Source organism: Paenibacillus sp. MZ04-78.2, assembly GCF_024213375.1.
Lineage (GTDB): Bacteria > Bacillota > Bacilli > Paenibacillales > NBRC-103111 > Paenibacillus_G.
This window is the reverse complement of sequence record NZ_JANAVJ010000002.1, coordinates 228,007-248,545: the sequence shown is the minus strand read 5'-3', so window position 1 is coordinate 248,545 and position 20,539 is coordinate 228,007. Positions and strand designations below refer to the sequence as shown.

Genomic DNA, 20,539 nt, shown 5'->3' with positions numbered 1-20,539 from the left:
CCCGTTCGATGTCGCTTAGAACGATCGTATTTTGCGTACTTGGCGCCGTGCTTTTGTACGGACTATTCACCATCGGCTTCCCGTTTTTGCTCGCCATGTTGATTGCCCTGTTGCTTGAACCGATTGTTCTGCTGCTGACACGAATGTTCCGCGGCAGGCGTGTGACGGTTTCCGCCGTGGTCTGCACTCTTTTTACCGGCTCGCTGCTTGGTTTCGTCTATCTGATCGGCTTCAAAATCGTCACGGAGCTCATTCAATTTTGGAATTACGCTTCCGTTTATTTGAGCGACGCCAAGCTGCTTATTGAAGACTCGTCGGCAAGAAACAAATTGTTCTATAAGCTGCTGCCGTATGACGTTGCCGAGCAGGTGGAGCGCTACGTGGAAGCGGGAGCCGGGATGCTTACGGAAAACTTGAAAAGCATCATTGCCGCTGTCTCCGGCTATTTCCTCGACGTGGCCAAAGCGATTCCGAATCTGCTCGTGTTTTCTGTCGTGTTCGTGATCGGTCTTTACTTGATTTCGTTCGGCTTGCCGAAGCTGCATCAGTCGTTTCTGAATCTGTTCGAGTCACAGTCGAGACCGAAGGTGGCTGCGGTGCTGAACGATCTGCGCCGCGCTCTTCTAAGCTTCCTGTTCGCGCAGGTGCTGATTAGTCTGCTAACGTATGTGGTGACCTTGGTCGGGTTGCTTGTTTTGAAGGTCAATTATCCGCTTGCCGTTGCGCTGCTTATCGTGCTTGTGGATATTTTGCCGGTGCTTGGCACAAGCGTCGTGCTCGTTCCTTGGGCGGGATACAGCATGCTCGCGGGAGATATGCGGCTCGGAACCGGGCTGATCATCCTGCTGCTCGTCATCATGCTGTTCCGCCGTCTGATCGAACCGAAAATTATCGGCGACGCCGTCGGGATCAATGCTTTGGCGGCGTTAGTCAGCATGTATGTGGGCTTCCAACTGGCCGGAGTGATCGGTCTGATTCTGGGCCCCGTGTTAATTATCGTGTACCAGGCGCTTCGCCGGGTCGGTTTGCTTAAAATCAACATCAAGTTGGAACAGTAACTATAACTAAAATTTGTCGTTCATACGGTTTTACGGCAATCTAAGGGGGAGAGGCAATGCAGGCAGGTCTTAAAAATGCAAAGCAGCATTCCAAATTAAAGTTGCCCAAACTGGTAATGCGCGCCTTCTTTATTGTATTGGGGGCGGCGCTCGTCTCGGTCGGACTGGAAAACTTTTTGGTGCCCAATAAAATCATTGACGGGGGAATCGTGGGCATCTCGATTATTAGCTCCCATTTATCAGGTATTCCGATCGGCGTATTTCTCTTATTACTCAACCTTCCGTTTCTGTTTATCGGCTATAAGCAAATCGGTAAAACGTTCGCATTATCTACCTTATTTGCGGTTGCCCTTATGTCCTTGGGCACATGGCTGCTTCATCCGGTTCCTCCGTTAACAAACGATCCGTTGCTTGCGGCGGTGTTCGGGGGGATTATTGTCGGCATCGGCGTCGGCATGGTCATCCGTTCGGGCGGCTCGCTCGACGGCACGGAAATTTTGGCCATTGTATTCAGCAAGAAGATGCCGTTCTCGGTCGGCGAAGTGGTCATGTTTTTTAACCTGTTCATCCTGAGCAGCGCCGGCTTCGTGTTCGGGTGGGATCACGCGATGTATTCGCTGATCGCGTATTACATCGCCTTCAAGCTGATCGACATTACGATCGAAGGCTTTGACGAATCCAAATCCGTCTGGATCATCAGCGAGAACAGCCGCGAGCTCGGAGACGCCATTATGAACCGTTTGGGCCGCGGCGTCACGTATTTGCAAGGCGAAGGCGGCTTTACCGGCGGCAACAAGCTGGTCATCTTCTGCGTCATCAACCGGCTGGAAGAAGCGAAGCTGAAGTCGATCGTCGAGGAGACTGATGAAGCCGCGTTTCTCGCAGTCGGCAATATCCACGACGTGCAGGGCGGACGCTTTAAGAAAAAGGATATTCACTAAAGAGAAAAACCGTCACGGCCATTCAAGGCTGCGGACGGTTTTTTTGTCATGAAACAAAGGAGGACCGCCAGCAATCAATAGTAGCGGCGGGCGCCGAGGTATTTGGGCCCCCAGTAGCTGCTGTTGTCCAGCTTTTGTACGGCGATTCCGGCTGAGCGGGTGGCGGAGATAAACTCGCCGTTGCCCATATAGATGCCGACATGGGAGACGACGCCGGGCTTGTTTAATCCGAAGAATACCCAATCGCCGGGCATGAGACGGTCCCGGTCAACCGCAAAGCCCATACCGGCCATCACGGACGAACTGGTCCGGGGCATGGGGACTCCCTGCTTCGAGAGCAAATAATAGATAAAACCGGAGCAATCGAAGCCGGCAGGCGTGCTTCCGCCCCACACGTATGGCGTGCTTATGTATCGTGTTGCATCGGCGAGGATGGATTTCTTCACAAGAGCGCGGGACAGCGCGGTTCGCGTCGTTCCGTCAGCGGCGCCGGTAACCGGCAAACTATAAGCTTGCTGAAAGGAGCGGATGGCTTGCACCGTAAACTGGCCGTAATATCCGGTAGCGTGCGGGTAGGTGAAATACCCGAGCGTTTGAAGATTTTGCTGCAGCTCCGTCACCGCCGTTCCCGATACGCCTTGGGACAAGACGGCTGTGGTTTGTTCGGCAGCCGCGTAAGTTGAATGCGGGAAAGCGGAGGGGACCGCGATCAGGCAAGAGGCGGCGATCGTTAGCAGTAGTCTTTTTGAGAACGCTTTCTTAAACAAGCTGCTTCAACTCCTTTTTTTCTTCTGCAGGGGGCAGATGAAGTTTTTGTCATTTTATACGTATAATGGACGAGCGGCAATGAATAAATATTGGTAGATTGCTAAAGGAGGCATTTCCGGCCATGGATCTTGAGAAAGAATGGTATCCGTATGTCAGTCCCTTCGACCCTTGTCCGCCGATTATGGTTAAGACCTATGTTATTCCGCCAAATCTGTACATTCAGTTTCAACCGCCGGGGCTTCCTCAATATCCCCCGCTTCAGGCGCTCCGGTGCGGTACACTCTGGCCTGCGCTGTATAGTCCTTACGAAGCCAAACATTGCTGAAAAGACAGGAGGTGAACGGCATGAAACAACCGCTGCCCCCCCATTACTACACGCTTCTGGAGGAGCTGCAAGCGATCGATTTCGTGCTGGTGGAGCTGACACTTTACTTGGATACGCACCCTGGAGACGCCCAGGCGTTGGAGCAGTTTAATCAATGTGCGCAGCAGCGCCAGCTTCTGGCCCAACGGTACGAGTCCGAATTCGGTCCGCTTTTGCAGTATGGTCACAGCTATTCGAGATATCCATGGCAATGGTGGGAGCCGCCGTGGCCGTGGCAGGTCTGATTCAAGGCCGAACGAGGAGAGGAGACTTGAGCGATGTGGATTTATGAGAAAAAGCTGCAGTACCCGGTCCGGGTCAGCAAGTGCGATCCGCGCATGGCAAAGCTGCTGATCGAGCAGTACGGCGGTGCGGACGGCGAGCTGGCGGCGGCGCTGCGGTATTTGAATCAGCGATATACGATACCGGATAAAGTGATCGGGGTTCTGACGGATATCGGGACGGAGGAGTTTGCTCATTTGGAAATGATTGCAACAATGATCTATAAGCTGACCAAGGATGCCACGACGGAACAGCTGAAGGCCGCAGGACTAGACGAGCATTACGTGAATCACGATCGAGCGCTGTATTACAGCAACGCGGCGGGCGTGCCGTGGACCGCTACCTATATTCAGGCGAAAGGCGATCCGATCGCCGATTTGTATGAGGACATCGCCGCGGAGGAAAAAGCTCGCGCCACTTATCAATGGCTGATCGACATGACGGATGACACGGATTTGCAGGACGGTCTGAAGTTTTTGCGCGAGCGCGAAGTTATTCATTCGCTTCGCTTCCGCGAGGCGGTGGAGATTTTGAAGGCGGAGCAGGGGGCGAAAAAGGTGTTTTAAGCGAACAGGGCAGCCTATCTTGGCGTGCCCTGTTGGTATGTTTTGATGAAGTGTCCGAGTGATTCATCCGTTTGACAATCTGTGGCAATCATGATTCTATAAGACGTGATATGTTTATGCGGATGTCAGGAGGAGTAAGGGAATGTCGACGAACAAGAGAACACCGGAAGCGATGATATTCGATTTGGACGGGACGCTGTTTCAGACGGAAACGCTGCTGCTGCCGGCTTACCACGCTACATTCGAACAGCTGCGTGCGGAAGGGCTGTTTCAAGGGGAAACGCCGGATGAGAAACACATACTGAGCGGGCTTGGCATGCTGCTGGAGCACATATGGCAGCTGGTGATGCCGGATGTCGATGTGACGGTTCACCGTCGCGCGGACGAGCTATTGCTGAAGCTGCTAGTAGAGGGAATGGCGCGCGGGGAAGGCAAGCTGTATGACGGCGTTGCCGACACGCTGCGGGAGCTGCGCCGGAGGGGCGTGCGGCTGTTCATTGCCAGCAACGGTCTGGAGGCTTACGTCAAAGGCGTCATCCGTCACCAAGAGCTGGAACCGCTTTTTTGAAGGCGGAGGTTTATATAGCGCAGGGGAATTTGCGACCCGCTCCAAGGTGGATCTGGTGCGGCAACTGCTGGACAAGCACGGTATCGCAAACGCTTGGATGGTCGGTGACCGTTCCTCGGACGTCGAGGCGGGACATGCGAACGGGCTCTTCGTTGTCGGCTGCGACTATGCGGGGTTCCGCAAAGAGGGAGAGCTGGATCAGGCCGACGTCCGCATCGCGGATTTCCGTGACCTTCCGACGTTGCTCGAAGCGTAAAGGAGCGGACAAAACCGGAAATCTGGCAAAAAAGAAAAGACCGCTGCATTAAACAGACTGGTCTTGGTTAGATTCGCTTTGTTGGGATTGCGGAACAAGTTCAAAAGGTTTGGTATTGGCTTTAGTCGCCGCTCTTTTTTGGAGCAGATAGAGAGCAAATTCGATGGGCCGGCGAATCGCACTGCGGTACGTCTGCAAATCTCCGGTTCGTCGGAATACGTCGCGCGAAGGCTTCGGATTGACCTCCAGCAGCCAGACATGCCCCGACGGATCGACCGCCAGATCGATGCCGGCTTCGCAAAACGTGCCGAACTTGGCTTCGAGATGCTGCGCGATATGGAGCCCGAGGGTATAGGCGGTTTCCTGGATGCTCTTTACTTTCTCTTCCGTCCCGAAGCGGCTTTTGAGTAGCGATTCCATCGAGATCGCTGTCCCGCCCCCGTGCAGATTGGAAGTGACGGAAAACGGCGGTCCGATGCGGCCGGCGCATCCGGTTACCTGCCACTTCCCTTGACCGTCTTTTTGCACCAGCATCCGAAAGTCGTGCACCCGGCCGTCCTTCAGCTCGAGCGGAATGCCCTGCTGCACGATGTATTTGCTCTGCAATCCCCAGCCGGCAAGCCGCGCCGGAATTTGCGCTGCGGTTACCTTGTTCGCCGGCAAAATGCGGCGCTCCGCATCCCTCCCCTGCATGAGATAACTGCGGCCTCCCCGCAGCTGCTGCAAGCGGACAATACCGCGCCCCCCGGTGCCGCTTTTCGGTTTCATATACACGATCGGGTGCTTTTTCAGAAACTGCTCCAGCTGTTTCCGGTTTTTGTAATGAATGGTGGAAGGCAAGTACGGAGTGATGTTTTCATTTTCCGAGAGCAGGCGGTGAATGGTCCATTTGTTGGCAAGCGGCCGGCTCAGGTAGCGGAGCTTGGTATACTTTTGCCGGAAGCGCGTGATCTTGCGGTAATTGTCCGCCCCGTGATACCGGCAACGGTCATAGACGATAGGCGGAAAGCCGACCCACCTGCGGGTCCATGAGCGGGTTGCTTGGTTATAGGCGAGCGCGTAGATTCGCGATCGGTTGTCATCCACATCGTCTGGAGTGAACACGAACACATCGACCCCAAGTTTTTGTCCGCATACGCTCAGTTTGCGATAAAACGAAAGCTCTTCCAGCTTCTTTCCCGGCATATACATAGCCAGCACGCCAAGTTGGGTACTCAAGTGCCGCTCACCTGCCTATCTTTCCAAGTTATCTCGCTCGGCGTTTGGTTGAGTTCGAAGGGGAAAGGCAGCCGTTTTTTTGAGAGGGCTTTTCGGTTTGTGTTTAAACAAATAGATGGAGTACAGGATCAGATTTTCAAGCGATTTTTTGCGGATCGGCGGCTCATCGAATTTCATCGGCTTGGAGTTTGCCTCGAAAAACCAAATGTGCCCTTCTTGATCGACGCCAAGGTCCATAGACATCTCGCCTAACGTATGGCCGCTGGACTTCTCGATCTGCTTCGCGATGGTGAGCGCGGCTTTTTTGGCGCGGGTGATGATTCGTCTGCTTTCGGGCCCGCCGAAGGAGTACGTAAGCAGCTTGGCGGGATCGTCAATCGAGCCGCCCCGTGGAACGTGGGTCGTGATGCTGAGCTTTCCGGCCAGTCTGGCGCCGACCCCTGCGACGCTCCATAGGCCCTTGCCGTTCTTTTGCACGAGTAACCGCAGATCGAACGGACGCTGCTTATAGCTGGAGAGGGAAATTCCTTGTTGAATGATGTAGTCCTTGCTCCCGATCAGCCCCTGTACTTCCGACCACAGCCGGGAGACGCTCGGGTAACGGGAGATATGGCTTTTCGTTTTTTCCTGAATGCTTAGCTCAAATATTTTGGACTTCGTATCGAGAAGGCTTCGGCTTACTTTCATGATGCCCTTGCCGGCTTTGCCGCGAATCGGCTTGAGATACAGAAACGGGTACTCGGCAAGCAGCTTATCGAGCTCCTCGCCGGAGGAGAGACGTTTCGTGACAGGAATATAGCTCCGCGTATTCTTGGCGTGGTTGAGCCATTCGAACAAAGTCCATTTATTAAAGAAGGATGGGTTGAAAAAACGGATCCGTCTCTGCCGCATGCAGGTTTGAATCACCTGCTGCACCTCGGGGAGCAGCTCGAATTTGCGGTAAGGAATCCGGTTATAAATGACGTGGGGGGCAGGGAACAACCTTCTTCTCCACGTTTTGTCGGCCGCATTGTAGGTGTATCCGACGGCTTTGCGTTCGGACAGCTTGAAATCGTTCGTCGTCATGACGTAGACGAGAACGCCGCGCTCTGCACCGGTTTGGATCAGGTCGATAAAATTTTCTTGATTCCCGCGAAAAATTCGCGTTTCATCCGAGTGAGTAAGAATGGCCAGCGTCGGATATTCGCGCTTGGACGGTGCGTTGGTGTTGGTGTTGGTATCCACTCAGGAATCCCTCCTTGACCGAAATCGGCTCAAGTAGAGGCAGTAGTCGTGAATATTTTGCAGCGAGGCTCTTCCTTGTTCCTTCAGCGCCGGATGCTTGAAAATGGACCGCCCCGGCTTGGAGTTCGCCTCAAACATCCAGAGGTGTTCGTTCTGGTCGATCCCGATATCGAAGCCGAGCTCGCCCAAGGTATGACGGTAATTTTTTTCGATGTCCTCCGCCAGCTTGACGGCGGTTTCTTTGGCGTTCGTCAGCACCGCATCCGCCCGGTTGCCGAGAATTTGCCGAAGCACCTGATCGGGAGTCATCAGCTGACCGCCGGTGCGCACGTGGGTCGTGACGCTGCCTTTGCCTGCTTTCTTGGCCCCGATGGCGGCGACGACCCATTGGTTATTGCCGTTCTTGGTCATGTGAAAACGGAAATCGATCGGACAGCTGTCGATTTCGATCAGCCGAATCCCCTGCTGGGCAACGTAGTTGTTCAATCTTCCACTCTGCCGGTTGAGCAGCGACATGAGAGCCTCGAACCGGCTGAACCGCAGCAGCACATTGCGTCCCCCGCGCCGGAAACGGACAAAGTAGCCGCGCTTCGGATTGTACGTCAGGCGGAAAATGCCGATGCCGAGGCTGCCGCCGGTCGGTTTCAAATAAATAAATTTATGTTTCTCCAGCATTTCCTTAATTTGCGAAGAGGAGGGGTTGATCTGGGATTCGGGAACGAAGCGGGAAGCTTCGGTGCCTTCCAGCAAATTGTAGACATCCCATTTGTCGAAAAAAGTCCAGTTGAACAGCGGAATCCCTCTGCGAATAAACCGCTGTTTGAAAGCGTTCATTGATTCGAGCCGCTCCGCCTTCCGGCTGGGCAGCCGGTTGTAGACGACATCGGGCAGCGGTACCGTTTTGCGTACCCAGCCGCCTTCGCCGCGCGGGAGAATGGCAGTAACGGTCGCTTGAGACCAATTGACGCTTTGGGGGGAAAAGCCGAAGTAGAATGCTTTGTCGGAGCCGACACGCATAAATTGCCGGATAAACTCCGTCCGATTGCCGAACGGGGTGCTGTTCCCTTCCGTAACGTTGGTCAAGATCCCGATCAGCGGGCCGATGCGGATGTCTTTGCCGTTGCTGCACGTGATCATGCTGGTACCGGCCCGGGGAATGCGAAGCTGCGTGTAAAGGAATGACGGCAAATACAGATGGTAGCCGCTCTTTTTCAGCAGCTTCAAACCTGCGTATACGCTTTTGCTGCCGAGGTGCAGATGTATGTTTCGTGTCTTGGATACTTTAAGCGCCCGCGCCAATTCGCCGGAGAGGTAGACGACCCGCTCCTGACGCTGGGTGACATGAATCGTGCAAGTTGTCAAGCTCATGTTGAACCTCCTAAGAGTTTTGCCGCAGGCAAAACTTTCTCCGAAAGCATAGGCTGAGTTTTGCCGCAGGCAAAACTTTCTCCGAAAGCATAGGCTGAGTTTTGCCGCAGGCAAAACTTTCTCCGAAAGCGTGGGCTGAATTTTGCCGGGCATTCGTCAAGGCTGCTATCGTCTGACGTTTGCCTGCGCACGCGGCTGCTGCAGCAAATACCGCGCGTAGCGCAGCGGGTTGGTCAGTGCGTCCAGTTTGGCTTGGTCGTCTTGTAAATAAGTAAAGATGGAGCGGCCGGGTTTGGAATTCACCTCAAGAATCCAACTATTGCCGTCCATGTCGACACCGAAATCAATGCCGAGCTCGGCGAGCCGCCCGTGAAAAGATTCCAGCGCTTCCGGAAGCCTCATAGCGAGCTGCTTCAGCTCGTGAAGGAGCCTCTCGGCGCGTGCCGGCCCGAACTCGCGGGCCAAGAACGGTCCGATGGGTTCCACCGTGCCCCCGCCGTGCAGATTGGAGGTCAGGCTGCCGTTCTGCCCTCGGCGGACGGCCATGCCGGTCAGCTTCCAGCGGCCGTCGCCGTCTTTCTGCACGAGCGCGCGGACGTCGTACGCGTCGCCGTTTTGCGACTGCAGCGGCAAATACTGCTGCAGTAAATAGCTGCGTTGCGCGACGAAGCGGCGCAGCCAGCGAAGCAGCGCCCCGGCGTCGGCGAAGCCGCACGCGACGGCGCGGTTGCGCGGATCGCGCCCGCGAACGGTGAACGCCGCTCCGGCGGCGTTCACCGTGCCCGCAGGGGACGCGCTTTCGCGGCGCACGAGCAGCACGCCGCGGCCCTGGGAGCCGCCACGCGGCTTCAGAATCGCTTCGCCGCGCCGCCGGAGCCAATCCGCGAGCGTGCGCATGCTGCGCAGCGGCTGCGTCTCCGGCAGATGGCGGTCAAACCGGCCATCCCGCCGAAGCGCTTGCTGAACGTCCCACTTGCCCTTCAAGCCGTGGCCGAGCAGCCGGACGGAGGACTGCTGCTTCAGACCGTGCAAGGCGATCCGGTAATCGGCGTACTGCCTTCGGGCGGTGAAAAAGCAGCGGTCATATACGACAGCCGGCAGGTCGAAGGTCCGGCTGACCCATTCCTTGAGTGCCGGATCATAGACATACCCGGTCACTTGCGGCCGGGACCAGTCGATGCCCGGCGGAGTAAATACGAATACCGTCAAGCCGCTGCGGCTCCCGTGGATGCATAAACGGCGGTAGAAATTACGGTTGGCAAAAGGCGGATGTTCATCGGTTTGCGTCGTCATGATGCCGACGGTACTTTTGTTCGGGCGGTCTGGTTTCATCATGCGCTTTACCTCGATCTGTTGGAGCTGTGTCGTCGCAGGACCCCGAAATAACCCATATTTGGGGGGCAGTTATCGGGGGAGATCCGCTTTCCGGTTCGCCGATTCGGAAGCTTGGCGAACGGTCAAAACTTCGCCACGAAGCGGGCGTATTGCACCAGCTTCTTGACGGAGGGTCGGATCTTGCGCCCGGCCGCCAACGGCGTATTGTCCTCCTTCGACGGCTTCGAGTTGACTTCAAGCAGCCATACCCGGCCATTCGTATCGATCGCGAGATCGATTCCGAGCTCGGCATAATGTCCTGGGACCTGCGCTTCGATGCCCTTGGCAATTTGGATGGCCGCCCGCCTCAGCTTGCCTACGCCACCGGCCGCCGCGGCAGCCCCGGAGCGTCCCAAAGCGTCCTTGGCCGTTGTCAGCGTGCCCCCCCGCGCCAGATTGGAGACGAAGTGATGCGTGCCGGCTATGCGGGCTACGATGGACGTAATGCCCCATTGTCCGGTTTCCCCGCGCTGCACCAAGGCCCGAAAATCGATGGGCCGGCCGTTTACGGTCAGCAAGTCGAGCCCTTGCTGAATTTGATAGCGTCGGCTTTTCAATTTGCCCGAGATGGTGCTGAACAGCTTGCCAAGGGTCGCAAAGGACTGCTTACGGGCGCCGCCCAGATTCGTAAAATGACAAATGTATCCGTCCGGCTGTTTTTTAATCCGAATGATGCCTTTCCCGAGACTGCCGGTAATCGGTTTGAGAAACACGGTCGGATGCTTGGCGCACATCGATTTGAGAAGCGGGAGGTTCCGCAGCAAATACGACTCCGGCAAGTACTTCTGCAGACCCGTTTCCTTGTGGAGGGCATCGAATACTTCCGTCTTGTTTAAATACTTTTCGTTGAAGAGCACCGCATTATGGCGGCTCTTGGCTTGCGTCACAAATTGCTGCACATTGGCCCGGTTTTCCAGCTTGCGCGAGGTCAGACGGTTATACAGCACGTGCGGCATCGGAAACGTCGTTTTTTCCCAGTCGCCGGTTGCCTTGACGCGCCACCCCCGAACCTCGTCGCGCTGTCCGCGCAAATCCTCCGGCGTGCTGAAAAACACCGATGCGCCATACAGCCTGCACGCCTCGGAAAGCTCGTGGCTAAAGGCGGTATTCGCCCCGAACAGCTTGTCGGCGGAATTGGCGTAAACGCGGCTGACCATGACACCGATCAGCGGGCCAAGATGAATCGTACGGGTTCCGGTTTTGTATTGAAGACAGAGCTCATCCCCGTGGGCAAGACTCCATTGTGAAGCTAACGAACCGGTCAAGCGCAGCACGCCGGCCTTGGACGAAGAGTTGACCGAAACCTCCTCCCGGCTGGAGCCGAAACGGAGCTGGAGAGGCTGCTGCAGCGGAATCTTCCACTTTTTCACTACAGATTCGCTGAGCGTCAGAACGGAACCGTCCGAGGAAGTGCCGGCGCTTTGGATCTGGATCGTCACCTTTGTTCTTTTCATGCGGAACTCCTTCCCAGCACCGGCTTGCCGCAAGACATGCCGCAACATGCTTTGAACATTGAGAAGCGAACTACTTCATCATATGAGGGCGTCTAACCCTTGGTGAAAGAAACTACCTATATCGGGCAAGTGCCTGCAAGCATCGGGCAAGTGCCTGCAAGCCCATCGACTCCCGCCATGACTGGAATTCTTCATGTCGGAGCAAGATCCTTTTGTGCCTTCTACAAGGTGAACGTCAAACAGCCCCCGGTGTGCCTAGCTAAGCTAGCCGCGCTGGGGGCTGTTTGACGCTTACTCTACAGCAAACCGTCTAACCAGGGCCAAGTGACTAGACTGTCACATTCAAGTCACTGTAAAGTCACTTCGGGCAGATATACTAAACCCATCGACAAGCATATGGAGGGTTCAGCATGAAAATTCTGAGGATCAAACATAGTATAAATGCCTATGAACTTCTGTAAGAAGGGAAGAGAAACGCACGTGACAGAAATGAAACCGATATCGAAGCCGAAGCTGTTGGAGCTGGACATCGTCCGGGCCATCGCCATTCTCGCGGTTGTGATCATTCATTCGACGGCCGACCCCACGGTCGATCTGCGGCCGGGCAGCGTACCCTATGCGGTGTATCTGACGCTCAACAAGCTTTCCAGTTTTGCCGTGCCGGTATTTATCCTGATCAGCGGTCTGGTATTGTTTTACCGCTATCAGGACGACTTCGGCGGCAAGCAGGCGCTGCAGTTTTATTTGCAGCGTGTCAAGCAGGTGCTGTACCCGTATCTGGTCTGGTCGCTCTTTTATTACTTGTACAACCAGTGGATTTTTTTCGGGGGAAACCTGCACTGGAAAACGAGAGAATTTTTGGGTTTGCTAAAGTGGGGGGAAGCTTCGTATCACTTGTACTTTTTGATCATTATCATCCAGTTTTATTTGCTGTTTCCGCTGTTGATGTGGCTGTGCCGGACATTTCCCTGGTTCCGCAGCGGCTTGATTTGGATCGGCCTACTCATTCAGACCGGGTTTTATGCGTATCACATCTGGGTGAAGCCGATCGGTCACATGCCTGCGCTCGCTATCAACTATTTCAGCCTGTTTACGCTGGGCGGATGGATCGGTCTCCATTACGAAGCGTTCGCGGCTTGGATTCGCAAGCACTTCGTCTGGGTGCTGCCGCTGACGGCGGTGCTCGGCTTCGGCTTCATGGGCTTGTCCCAGATAGAGGTGCGGCTGAAAGTTGATCTGGCCCACCCCTGGAAACACGTCTTGTATTACGTTTATGCGGCTTTTGTCGCCATGAGCTTTATCCGATTGGGCCAGTTGCTGCTGGAGCGGGCCAAAGCGGCGGCGCGCGTGCTCATGACGCTAGGTGCCGCCTCGTTCGGCATTTATTTGGCGCATCCGGCGTTGATGACCTATTACAAAACGCATGTCCTCCCGTTCAGCAGCGCTATGTGGGCTTATCATGCCTATATATTTGAGGTGTTCGCGCTTTGTCTGACGATTCCGTGGATCGCATTGTTCTTGTACGGTCAAGCCATGCGGTCGTTCCGGCGCAAGAAGATGAATCCAAGCCCCGGCGGGAGCGCTTAGCGAAGTTAAGGAGCCGTTAAGGTGCTATTTTGGCCGGGACCCTCATACAATGTATCGTACAAGTTGTACGAGGGGAGGCTGGAATTTTGAAGGGGACCCGTCATATCATTGGGTTGGCCCTGGCGCTGGGCATGATGCTTTACGCCGTACCAAGGCTCGATTTCGGCGGGGGCTGGACGCTGGCTTCCGTTTTCGGCGCAGGATGGATCGCTTTTGCGCTGCTCGTCATTGCTGCACATTTGCACGAGCTGCTTGGCGTGGAGGAGGAGACGAAGCGGCAGCTGCTCAAGATCAAACGAATGAAGAAATGGCGGCTGGAGCAATCGCTGCAGGGAAGGCGCAGCCTTTTACAAATCAAAAAATAGCGAAAAAAGTCCGTTTTCACCCCTTGTGCGGTGGGAAACGGACTTTTTTTCTGCCCCTCGGCTACACGATGAGCGAGATCGCCAACAGATCGAACAGGACGAGCGGTAAGATCACATTGCTGTAGTAGGGATTGTAGAACGAATAAGCACCTGGGCCGGGAAGCAGGGCGCGGCCGTGCTCCGGGGACATTTGCAAATACACATAATGATCGTCGATATGTACGATCGCGCCTTCGTAGCTGTGCCCGTGAACCGTATAGACGCGTACGGGCCTCTGCAAATATTCGGTGCATATGCTGTGAATGCGGTTCTTGCACCGGTTGAATGCCTCCGCGTCGCGCGTATCAAGCTCGTAGACGGTCCGCGTCTCGCCTGCGAATGGGTTGTCTGACATACGGATTCCACACCTCCTATGGGGTTTCGCCTAATCCATTGTATGCTGACGGGCTGCTTTTCTAGTCCTGAGTGCAGTTTTTTTTGTGCAAAAAAAATGATAAGATATAGTACAGAGTGATACAGAATTAGAATGGATCGGTGAAACAGATGAGTGAAAACGAAACGACCAACGTGCAGGAAGCCGCAACCAAGCACGAACAAATCCTGAAATATATCGAGAGCTTGAACATCGGCAGCAAAATCTCCGTCCGCAAAATCGCCGAGATGCTTGGGGTCAGCGAAGGGACGGCATACCGCGCGATCAAGGAGGCGGACGCGATCGGACTGGTGGCGACGAAGGAGCGGGTAGGCACGGTTCGCGTCGAGAAAAAGCTGCGCGACCAGATGGATAAGCTGACGTTCGCGGAAGTCGTGAATATGGTCGACGGCGAAGTGCTCGGCGGCATGGCGGGCCTGGACAAAACCTTGAACAAGTTCGTCATCGGCGCGATGGAGCAGGATGCGATGATGCGCTATATCGATCCGGGCAGCCTGTTGATCGTCGGAAACCGGAGCACGGCGCATCTGGGCGCGCTGGAGCAAGGGGCGGGCGTGCTGGTTACAGGCGGCTTCGGGACGAGCGAGGAGGTCAAGGAGCTCGCCGACCGGCTGGAGCTTCCCATCATTTCCAGCAGTTACGATACGTTCACGGTCGCATCCTTGATCAACCGGGCGATTTACGACCGGCTGATCAAGAAGAAAATTTTGCTGATCGAGGACATCGTCCCCAAATCGATGCAGGTGTACGCGCTGAAGGCGCACCATACGCTGAAAGACTGGCAGCGGCTGCACGAGGAAACCGGGAATAGCCGTTTTCCGGTAGTGGACGAGTGGAACCGCGTCATCGGCATGATTACGTCGAAGGATTTGATCGGCGCCGAGCCGGGCCAGACGATCGACAAGCGGATGACCCGGGGACCGGTGACGGCAAACGCCAACACGTCGGTAGCGGCGGCGGCCCATCTGATGGTATGGGAGGGCATCGAACTGCTGCCGATCATCGACATGAGCCGCAAGCTGACCGGCGTCATCAGCCGCAAGGACGTGCTGAAGGCGATGCAGCATATTCAGCGCCAGCCGCAGCACGGGGAGACGTTCGAGGATTTGATCTGGTCGGGCTTCTGCGAGGAGAAGGACGGGGACGGGCACCCCGTGTTCCGCGGGACGATTACCCCGCAGATGACGAACCGGCTCGGTACCGTCTCCGAAGGCGTGCTGACGGTGCTGATGACGCAGGCTGCTTATCACGCGGTGCAGGATGTCAAGAAGGGCGATCTTGTGCTGGACAACATGGCTTCGTATTTTATCAAGCCGGTGCAGATCGACAGCGCGGTGGAAATACGTCCCCGCATTATCGAGGTAAGCCGCAAATTCGGCAAAATCGATGTCGAGATGCATCTGGACGGCGCTTTGGTGGCCAAGGCGATGCTGACGGCGCAAGTATTCGAGCCTTAAGAGGAGAGCGGAAAAAGGGGGCTGTGAAGCCGTTCAAGCCCGCGAATGGCTTCACGGGCTTGGTGGGCGGCCGGAAGGACATCGTCCTCCGGTGCCGTCCGGAGATTTAGGCGTTGCCGGTCTATTTCCGGCTGAACAGATTGTGATTGCGGATGCCCGCAAACAGATTGAACAAGCCGAGCAGCAGGCAGACGGTTCCGAAGATGCGGCGGGTTGCGGAATCTTCGAAGAAGAACAGCTGGGATACGGCGATCACGACAAGCATAAGCCCCATGAAGATGTTCATCCGGGCCGAATACAGGCCGCGCCGTTTCGGCTCCTGTTCCCGGCGGTAACGCACACTGAAATAGAGCGAAAATGCGAGGAAGATGACGATCAGCACGCTGAGCGTCCATTGCATGGTTTGCATTTTGAGCGGCACATCCTTATGTACAGTTATGTACGGGTTCTGCTTCCACTTTAGCGATTTACGCGCGGGAAATCAACCGGGTGTGGAAGATTACGAGAGCGGGATGCGCTTCCACTCTTTGACCGTGACCCATACCTTAAGCTCCGTTTGGGTCAGCACGATCCATTTGACGGTTTGTACGACGTAATCCTTATCCAGCACGCCGACGTAAGGCTTCTCCGTCAAAATTTGCTCGTAGACGTCAGGCATCGCGGCAAAGTCGGATATTTTGCGGCCGACGACGATTTTTTTCAAGTCGCCGTGAATGCGGCGCTTCAGCTCGCTTTCCGTCACCTTGTCGAGCGTCGTATGCTCTCCGGGCTCAATATAAATGTTCAGAAGATTGATCGTCGTCTGCTGATTTTTCGTTTTGGTCAAATCGGCGATCTTGACTTCCAGATCCACCTTGGCGGAGAGCAGCTCCCGGTTCTGCTCGATCATCATATTCAAGCGTTGATTGTACGCGCTCAGAAACAGGGCGGCGCCGATGACCATCCCGGCGATAAGGAGGCCCGCCGCATGCAAAAAACCGCCGGACGAACCGGAAGCGGGCGTCTTCACCCCTCGCCCCCTCCTTTGCAGATCCACTGGATCAGGGTCGAGCCCATATGCGCGCCGACGAAGGCGCAGACGATGTACATGATTTGTTTGATCGCCGGGGAGATATGTCCCTCGATAAAATGCGTCTCAATTGCGCGGATCGGATCGATCGTTCCGCCGATGGCGGCGACGATCGCCCAAATTTTGATTTGCTCCGCGACGCTCGTCATCCGGTACACCGGCGGTTCGAGCGTTAGTACGGCGCTAATGCCGGCCAGCATCGTCCCCCCGAGCACGACTCCGAACGCCACGAAAAAATCAAGAAAGCATCTGGATACAAATGGAGACATCGTTCCTCATCCTTTCCGGACTGTTGAGCCGTTCCCAGCCGTTCGGGGCTTGGCCGACTTCGCCCTACTAAATATATGGCACACTTGTTCGCATTATGCTAAACTATGGATAAATATTTCAAACGCGGGGAGGCGGCCCGGATGGGCGATTTCGTACATTTGCATGTGCACAGCGAATATAGTCTGCTCGATGGCGCCGCGCGCATCGACGATTTGGTCGGCCGTGCGGCCGAGCTCGGCATGAAGGCGCTGGCGCTGACGGATCACGGTGTGATGTACGGCGCCATTCCTTTTTATAAAGCGTGCAAGCAGCGGGGGATCAAGCCGATTATCGGGTGCGAGGTTTATTTCACTTCGGGCTCCATCCGGCAAAAAGGCAGCCGTCAAGAGCAGCCGATCTATCACCTGATCCTGCTCGCCAAAAATAAAACCGGCTATCAAAATCTGATGAAGCTGTGCTCCATTGGACATTTGGAAGGCTATCACTATAAGCCGCGGATCGATCTGGAGCATCTGGAGCGCTATGCGGAAGGGCTGATCTGCACCAGCTCGTGTCTTGGCAGCGAGGTGTCCCAGCATCTGCTGCACGGACGCTACGACGAGGCGAAGGCGGCGGCGCTGCGCTACCGCGCGATCTTCGGAGACGATTTTTTTCTGGAGCTGCAGGACCACGGCCTGACGGAGCAAAAGAAAGTGATGCAGGACATGCTCCGGCTTGCCCGCGACACCGGCATTCCGCTGGTCGCGACCAACGACGCGCATTACGTTCGCGAGCCGGATCATGCGGTGCAGGACATCCTCATTTGCATAGGCACGGGTAAAACGATCGACGATGAAGCGCGGCTTAAGTTTCATACATCGCAGCTTTATTTGAAAAGCCCGGACGAGATGGCAGAGCTGTTCGCCCATGCGCCGGAGGCGCTTGCCAATACGCTGGAAGTAGCCCGACGGTGCGACCTTGAGCTAGAGTTCGGGCAGTCGATTTTGCCGGAATTCGCTCCGATTCCGGACGGCATGACAGCCGGGGCGTATCTCGCCCAGCTTTGTCGGCAGGGCCTCGAGCAGCGGTACGGCGCGGCCGAGGAATGGAACGACGCGGAGTGGCGGAGCAAGGTGGATGAACGGCTGCATTACGAGCTGTCCGTCATCGAGCGGATGGGGTATTCGGATTATTTTCTGATCGTATGGGACTTCATCCGTTTCGCTCACGAGCAGGGGATCGCGACCGGACCCGGACGGGGGTCGTCGGCGGGGAGCCTCGTCGCCTACGTGCTGCGCATCACCGATGTGGACCCGATCCGCTACAACCTGCTGTTCGAACGGTTCCTGAACCCCGAGCGGGTGTCGATGCCCGATATCGATATTGACTTCAGCGACCTCCGGCGCGACGAGGTGATTGACTATGTCGTGCGCAAGTACGGCCGGGACCGGGTGGCGCAGATTATCACCTTCGGAACGATGGCCGCCAAAGGGGCGGTGCGCGACGTCGGCCGGGTGCTGAACATGCCTTACGGCGAGGTGGACCGCGCGGCCAAGCTGATTCCGCATCAGCTCGGCATGACGCTGGAGGAGGCGCTGCGCGCGAGCCCCGACCTGAAGGCGCTCGCCGCGAAGCAGCCGAAGACGGCGGAGCTGCTGGAGCTGGCGATGAAGGTGGAGGGGATGCCGCGCCACGCCTCCACCCACGCCGCGGGCGTCGTCATTTCGCGCGAGCCGCTGACGCAGTACGTGCCGCTGCAGGAAGGAACCGAGCAGACGGCGCTGACGCAGTATACGATGGAGCATCTGGAAGCGATCGGCCTGCTGAAGATGGACTTTCTCGGACTGCGGACGCTGTCCATCATCGAGCGTACGCTGGAATGGATTTGCGAGCAGACGGGAGCGCCCTTCGACTGGACGAAGGTGCCGGACGACGATCCGGCCACATATGAGCTGCTCAGCCGGGGCGATACGACGGGCATTTTCCAGCTGGAGTCGGCCGGGATGCGCCGCGTGCTGAAGGAGCTGCGGCCGTCGAACTTCGAGGACATCATCTCGGTGCTCGCGCTCTACCGGCCGGGCCCGATGGAATTCATCCCGAAGTATATCGCCTACAAGCACGGACAGCAGCCGGTGGAATACCCGCATGAAGCGCTGGAGCCCATCCTGCGGGATACGTGCGGGATCATCATTTATCAGGAGCAGATCATGCAGATCGCTTCGAAGATGGCCGGCTTCAGCCTTGGCGAAGCGGATTTGCTGCGCCGGGCGGTCAGCAAGAAGAAGCGGGAAGTGCTGGACAAGGAGCGCGACCACTTCGTGAAAGGGAGCCTAAGCCAAGGCTATAGCGAAGCCGAGGCGAACCGGGTATACGACATGATCGTACGCTTCGCCGACTACGGCTACCCGCGGGCGCATGCGACGGCTTACGGCGTGCTGGCATTCCAGACGGCGTATCTGAAGGCGCATTACCCCGTGCCGTTCATGGCGTCGATGCTGACGGCAGTGACGGGCAGCCATCATAAAATCGCGGAATATGCCGACGAATGCCGCCGCATGGGCATCGCCGTGCTCCCGCCCGACGTGAACGAAAGCGGCTTTCTGTTTACGCCGATTGCGGCAGAGAACGGCGGCGCGATTCGCTTCGGCCTCGCGGCGATCAAGAACGTCGGGACGCACGCGATTGAATCGATCATCGCAGAGCGACGTACGGGCGCCTATGCCAGCTTGATCGATTTCTGCCGGCGCGTCGACCTGCGCGTCTGCAACAAGCGCGTGATGGAGTCGCTGATTCAAGGCGGCGCGCTCGATTCGCTGCCGGGCCATCGGTCCCAGCAGCTTGCGATGCTGGAAGACGCCGTCGATGCGGCGGTCAAGTGGCGCAAGGACCGCGAAGATTTGCAGCTTGTGCTCGACGGCTTCACGGAGGAGGTCAACTGGGAGGTGGAATACCCTCAGATTCCTCCGTTTACGCTGACGCAAAAGCTGGAGCTGGAGCGGGAGCTGCTCGGCCTGTACATTTCCGGCAGTCCGCTCGACGATTTCGATGCGGTGCTGCAGAAGCTGGAGATAGACCTGCTGTCCCGGCTTCAAGAGTATCCGGATGGCAGCGACGTCATGGTTGCCGGGCTGGTCGTCTCGAACAAGACAATCGTCACGAAAAAAGGCCAGCCGATGGCGTTCATGGAGCTGGAAGACCGTGTCGGCAAGGCGGAGGTCGTGCTGTTCCCGGAAACGTGGAAAAAGTACGCCCCGCTGGTGCAGAAGGGCAAGCCCGTGCTGGTCGTCGCCAAGCTTCAGCTCGGGGACGAAGACTACAAGCTGCTGGCCGACCAACTTATTGCGCTGGATGATCCGCATCTGGAGCAGAAGGCGGTCAAGCCGGCGCCGCTCCCGGCAGGGGCCTCGCGAAGCGGTCAGCGGCGCGCTTCCGGCTCTGCGCCCCGCGGCACCGCTTCAGCGGAGGCTGCGCGCGACTCGCGAAGCCGATACTCGGCGGCAGCTTCCCCGGCGGCGTCTCAAGCGTCCAGCCCCTCGCCGGGCGGGGCGGAGCGCAAGGCTGCGGACAGGCCTGAACGGCCCGCTGAAGCTGCCGCCGCCCGCGGTCCCCGCGCCGCAACGACGGGTCAGCGCGTCTACATGCGCATCTCTCCGCAGCGCGAGCAGCCGGCGGTGCTTGAATCGCTCAAGCGGCTGATCGCCGGGCATAGCGGTCCGCTGCCGGTCGTGCTGTACTACGAGCGGACCCAGAAAACGCTCGGCTTAAGCGACCAGTACAAGGTGAAGCCGTCTCCCGAGCTGTTCGCCCGCATTGAAGAGCTGCTTGGCAAAGACAGCGTGAAAGTGAAATAAATCGCGCCTCCTCCGCATACATTTAGTAACCTGCACCCTTTCGGCGAGACGTGAGACTCGCCGGTTTGCACGCGTTACGAAATGGAA

The 20,539-nt window shown here is 56.7% G+C and carries 19 protein-coding genes and 1 pseudogene; 10 read left to right on the top strand and 10 right to left on the bottom strand.

The annotated features are described in order from the left end of the window. The first annotated feature begins 8 nt into the window (after positions 1-8). Entirely contained in the window at positions 9-1,058 is a 1,050-nt protein-coding gene (ytvI, locus tag NLX71_RS02840) for a sporulation integral membrane protein YtvI (protein WP_254361973.1), read from the top strand. 56 nt (positions 1,059-1,114) lie between these two features. Further along, complete coding sequence (locus NLX71_RS02835; RefSeq protein ID WP_254361972.1) at positions 1,115-1,999, top strand: YitT family protein; 885 nt, start codon at positions 1,115-1,117, stop codon at positions 1,997-1,999. 74 nt (positions 2,000-2,073) lie between these two features. On the opposite strand, the gene NLX71_RS02830 is transcribed toward NLX71_RS02835, so the two are convergent. Further along, positions 2,074-2,766, bottom strand: a complete 693-nt coding sequence (locus tag NLX71_RS02830; protein ID WP_254361971.1) for a C40 family peptidase — start codon at positions 2,764-2,766, stop codon at positions 2,074-2,076. A gap of 122 nt (positions 2,767-2,888) precedes the next feature. Between NLX71_RS02830 and NLX71_RS02825 the strand changes: the two genes are divergently transcribed. The 4 genes and pseudogenes from NLX71_RS02825 (at position 2,889) to NLX71_RS02810 (ending at position 4,803) form a co-directional block, all read left to right on the top strand. Then, positions 2,889-3,092, top strand: a complete 204-nt coding sequence (locus NLX71_RS02825; protein ID WP_254361970.1) for a spore coat associated protein CotJA — start codon at positions 2,889-2,891, stop codon at positions 3,090-3,092. Between the two features lie 20 nt (positions 3,093-3,112). After that, entirely contained in the window at positions 3,113-3,376 is a 264-nt protein-coding gene (locus tag NLX71_RS02820) for a spore coat protein CotJB (RefSeq protein WP_254361969.1), read from the top strand. 33 nt (positions 3,377-3,409) lie between these two features. Next, on the top strand, positions 3,410-3,979 hold the full coding sequence (locus tag NLX71_RS02815; protein WP_254361968.1) for a manganese catalase family protein: 570 nt from the start codon (positions 3,410-3,412) through the stop codon (positions 3,977-3,979). A gap of 142 nt (positions 3,980-4,121) precedes the next feature. After that, positions 4,122-4,803 (top strand): annotated as a pseudogene (locus NLX71_RS02810) (HAD family hydrolase). Between the two features lie 48 nt (positions 4,804-4,851). Here NLX71_RS02810 and NLX71_RS02805 read toward each other — a convergent pair. From NLX71_RS02805 to NLX71_RS02785, 5 genes are all read right to left on the bottom strand, one after another. After that, entirely contained in the window at positions 4,852-6,021 is a 1,170-nt protein-coding gene (locus NLX71_RS02805) for a YheC/YheD family endospore coat-associated protein (RefSeq protein WP_254361967.1), read from the bottom strand. A 15-nt stretch (positions 6,022-6,036) separates the two neighbouring features. Continuing rightward, the gene (locus NLX71_RS02800) at positions 6,037-7,245 is read right to left on the bottom strand and encodes a YheC/YheD family endospore coat-associated protein (protein WP_254361966.1); all 1,209 of its coding nucleotides are present in this window, start codon (positions 7,243-7,245) and stop codon (positions 6,037-6,039) included. Then, the gene (locus NLX71_RS02795; protein WP_254361965.1) at positions 7,246-8,613 is read right to left on the bottom strand and encodes a YheC/YheD family endospore coat-associated protein; all 1,368 of its coding nucleotides are present in this window, start codon (positions 8,611-8,613) and stop codon (positions 7,246-7,248) included. A gap of 165 nt (positions 8,614-8,778) precedes the next feature. Beyond that, positions 8,779-9,948: a YheC/YheD family endospore coat-associated protein gene (locus NLX71_RS02790; protein WP_254361964.1), complete on the bottom strand. Its 1,170-nt coding sequence runs from the start codon at positions 9,946-9,948 to the stop codon at positions 8,779-8,781. Between the two features lie 122 nt (positions 9,949-10,070). Next, on the bottom strand, positions 10,071-11,441 hold the full coding sequence (locus tag NLX71_RS02785) for a YheC/YheD family endospore coat-associated protein (RefSeq protein WP_254361963.1): 1,371 nt from the start codon (positions 11,439-11,441) through the stop codon (positions 10,071-10,073). A gap of 489 nt (positions 11,442-11,930) precedes the next feature. Here NLX71_RS02785 and NLX71_RS02780 point away from each other — a divergent pair, with 489 nt between their 5' ends. Then, positions 11,931-13,028 (top strand): acyltransferase, encoded by a 1,098-nt coding sequence (locus NLX71_RS02780; protein ID WP_254362030.1) that lies wholly within the window; start codon positions 11,931-11,933, stop codon positions 13,026-13,028. Positions 13,029-13,114: 86 nt separating this feature from the next. Continuing rightward, positions 13,115-13,393: a hypothetical protein gene (locus tag NLX71_RS02775; RefSeq protein WP_302058045.1), complete on the top strand. Its 279-nt coding sequence runs from the start codon at positions 13,115-13,117 to the stop codon at positions 13,391-13,393. 61 nt (positions 13,394-13,454) lie between these two features. Here the strand turns inward: NLX71_RS02775 and NLX71_RS02770 are convergent, their stop codons facing one another. Continuing rightward, positions 13,455-13,787, bottom strand: coding sequence for a hypothetical protein (locus NLX71_RS02770; RefSeq protein ID WP_254361962.1), 333 nt, complete (start codon positions 13,785-13,787; stop codon positions 13,455-13,457). Between the two features lie 149 nt (positions 13,788-13,936). Here NLX71_RS02770 and NLX71_RS02765 point away from each other — a divergent pair, with 149 nt between their 5' ends. Then, positions 13,937-15,283, top strand: a complete 1,347-nt coding sequence (locus NLX71_RS02765) for a DRTGG domain-containing protein (RefSeq protein WP_254361961.1) — start codon at positions 13,937-13,939, stop codon at positions 15,281-15,283. A 121-nt stretch (positions 15,284-15,404) separates the two neighbouring features. Here NLX71_RS02765 and NLX71_RS02760 read toward each other — a convergent pair whose 3' ends face one another. From NLX71_RS02760 to NLX71_RS02750, 3 genes are all read right to left on the bottom strand, one after another. Next, complete coding sequence (locus NLX71_RS02760) at positions 15,405-15,692, bottom strand: YtpI family protein (protein WP_254361960.1); 288 nt, start codon at positions 15,690-15,692, stop codon at positions 15,405-15,407. Positions 15,693-15,782: 90 nt separating this feature from the next. Next, on the bottom strand, positions 15,783-16,292 hold the full coding sequence (locus NLX71_RS02755) for a sporulation membrane protein YtrI (RefSeq protein ID WP_254361959.1): 510 nt from the start codon (positions 16,290-16,292) through the stop codon (positions 15,783-15,785). Further along, on the bottom strand, positions 16,289-16,621 hold the full coding sequence (locus NLX71_RS02750) for a YtrH family sporulation protein (RefSeq protein WP_254361958.1): 333 nt from the start codon (positions 16,619-16,621) through the stop codon (positions 16,289-16,291). Before NLX71_RS02750 ends, NLX71_RS02755 begins: the two co-directional genes overlap by 4 nt. Positions 16,622-16,762: 141 nt before the next feature. On the opposite strand from NLX71_RS02750, the gene NLX71_RS02745 reads away from it, so the two are divergent. Continuing rightward, complete coding sequence (locus NLX71_RS02745) at positions 16,763-20,452, top strand: DNA polymerase III subunit alpha (protein WP_254361957.1); 3,690 nt, start codon at positions 16,763-16,765, stop codon at positions 20,450-20,452. Positions 20,453-20,539 lie beyond the last annotated feature (87 nt).

Excerpts from the sequence above, each read along its gene's own strand:
- ytvI (WP_254361973.1), top strand. The coding sequence starts at position 9 with ATGTCGCTTAGAACGATCGTATTTTGCGTACTTGGCGCCGTGCTTTTG.
- NLX71_RS02835 (WP_254361972.1), top strand. The coding sequence starts at position 1,115 with ATGCAGGCAGGTCTTAAAAATGCAAAGCAGCATTCCAAATTAAAGTTG.
- NLX71_RS02825 (WP_254361970.1), top strand. The coding sequence starts at position 2,889 with ATGGATCTTGAGAAAGAATGGTATCCGTATGTCAGTCCCTTCGACCCT.
- NLX71_RS02820 (WP_254361969.1), top strand. The coding sequence starts at position 3,113 with ATGAAACAACCGCTGCCCCCCCATTACTACACGCTTCTGGAGGAGCTG.
- NLX71_RS02815 (WP_254361968.1), top strand. The coding sequence starts at position 3,410 with ATGTGGATTTATGAGAAAAAGCTGCAGTACCCGGTCCGGGTCAGCAAG.
- NLX71_RS02795 (WP_254361965.1), bottom strand. The coding sequence starts at position 8,613 with ATGAGCTTGACAACTTGCACGATTCATGTCACCCAGCGTCAGGAGCGG.
- NLX71_RS02790 (WP_254361964.1), bottom strand. The coding sequence starts at position 9,948 with ATGATGAAACCAGACCGCCCGAACAAAAGTACCGTCGGCATCATGACG.
- NLX71_RS02785 (WP_254361963.1), bottom strand. The coding sequence starts at position 11,441 with ATGAAAAGAACAAAGGTGACGATCCAGATCCAAAGCGCCGGCACTTCC.
- NLX71_RS02780 (WP_254362030.1), top strand. The coding sequence starts at position 11,931 with ATGAAACCGATATCGAAGCCGAAGCTGTTGGAGCTGGACATCGTCCGG.
- NLX71_RS02770 (WP_254361962.1), bottom strand. The coding sequence starts at position 13,787 with ATGTCAGACAACCCATTCGCAGGCGAGACGCGGACCGTCTACGAGCTT.
- NLX71_RS02765 (WP_254361961.1), top strand. The coding sequence starts at position 13,937 with ATGAGTGAAAACGAAACGACCAACGTGCAGGAAGCCGCAACCAAGCAC.
- NLX71_RS02760 (WP_254361960.1), bottom strand. The coding sequence starts at position 15,692 with ATGCAAACCATGCAATGGACGCTCAGCGTGCTGATCGTCATCTTCCTC.
- NLX71_RS02750 (WP_254361958.1), bottom strand. The coding sequence starts at position 16,621 with ATGTCTCCATTTGTATCCAGATGCTTTCTTGATTTTTTCGTGGCGTTC.
- NLX71_RS02745 (WP_254361957.1), top strand. The coding sequence starts at position 16,763 with ATGGGCGATTTCGTACATTTGCATGTGCACAGCGAATATAGTCTGCTC.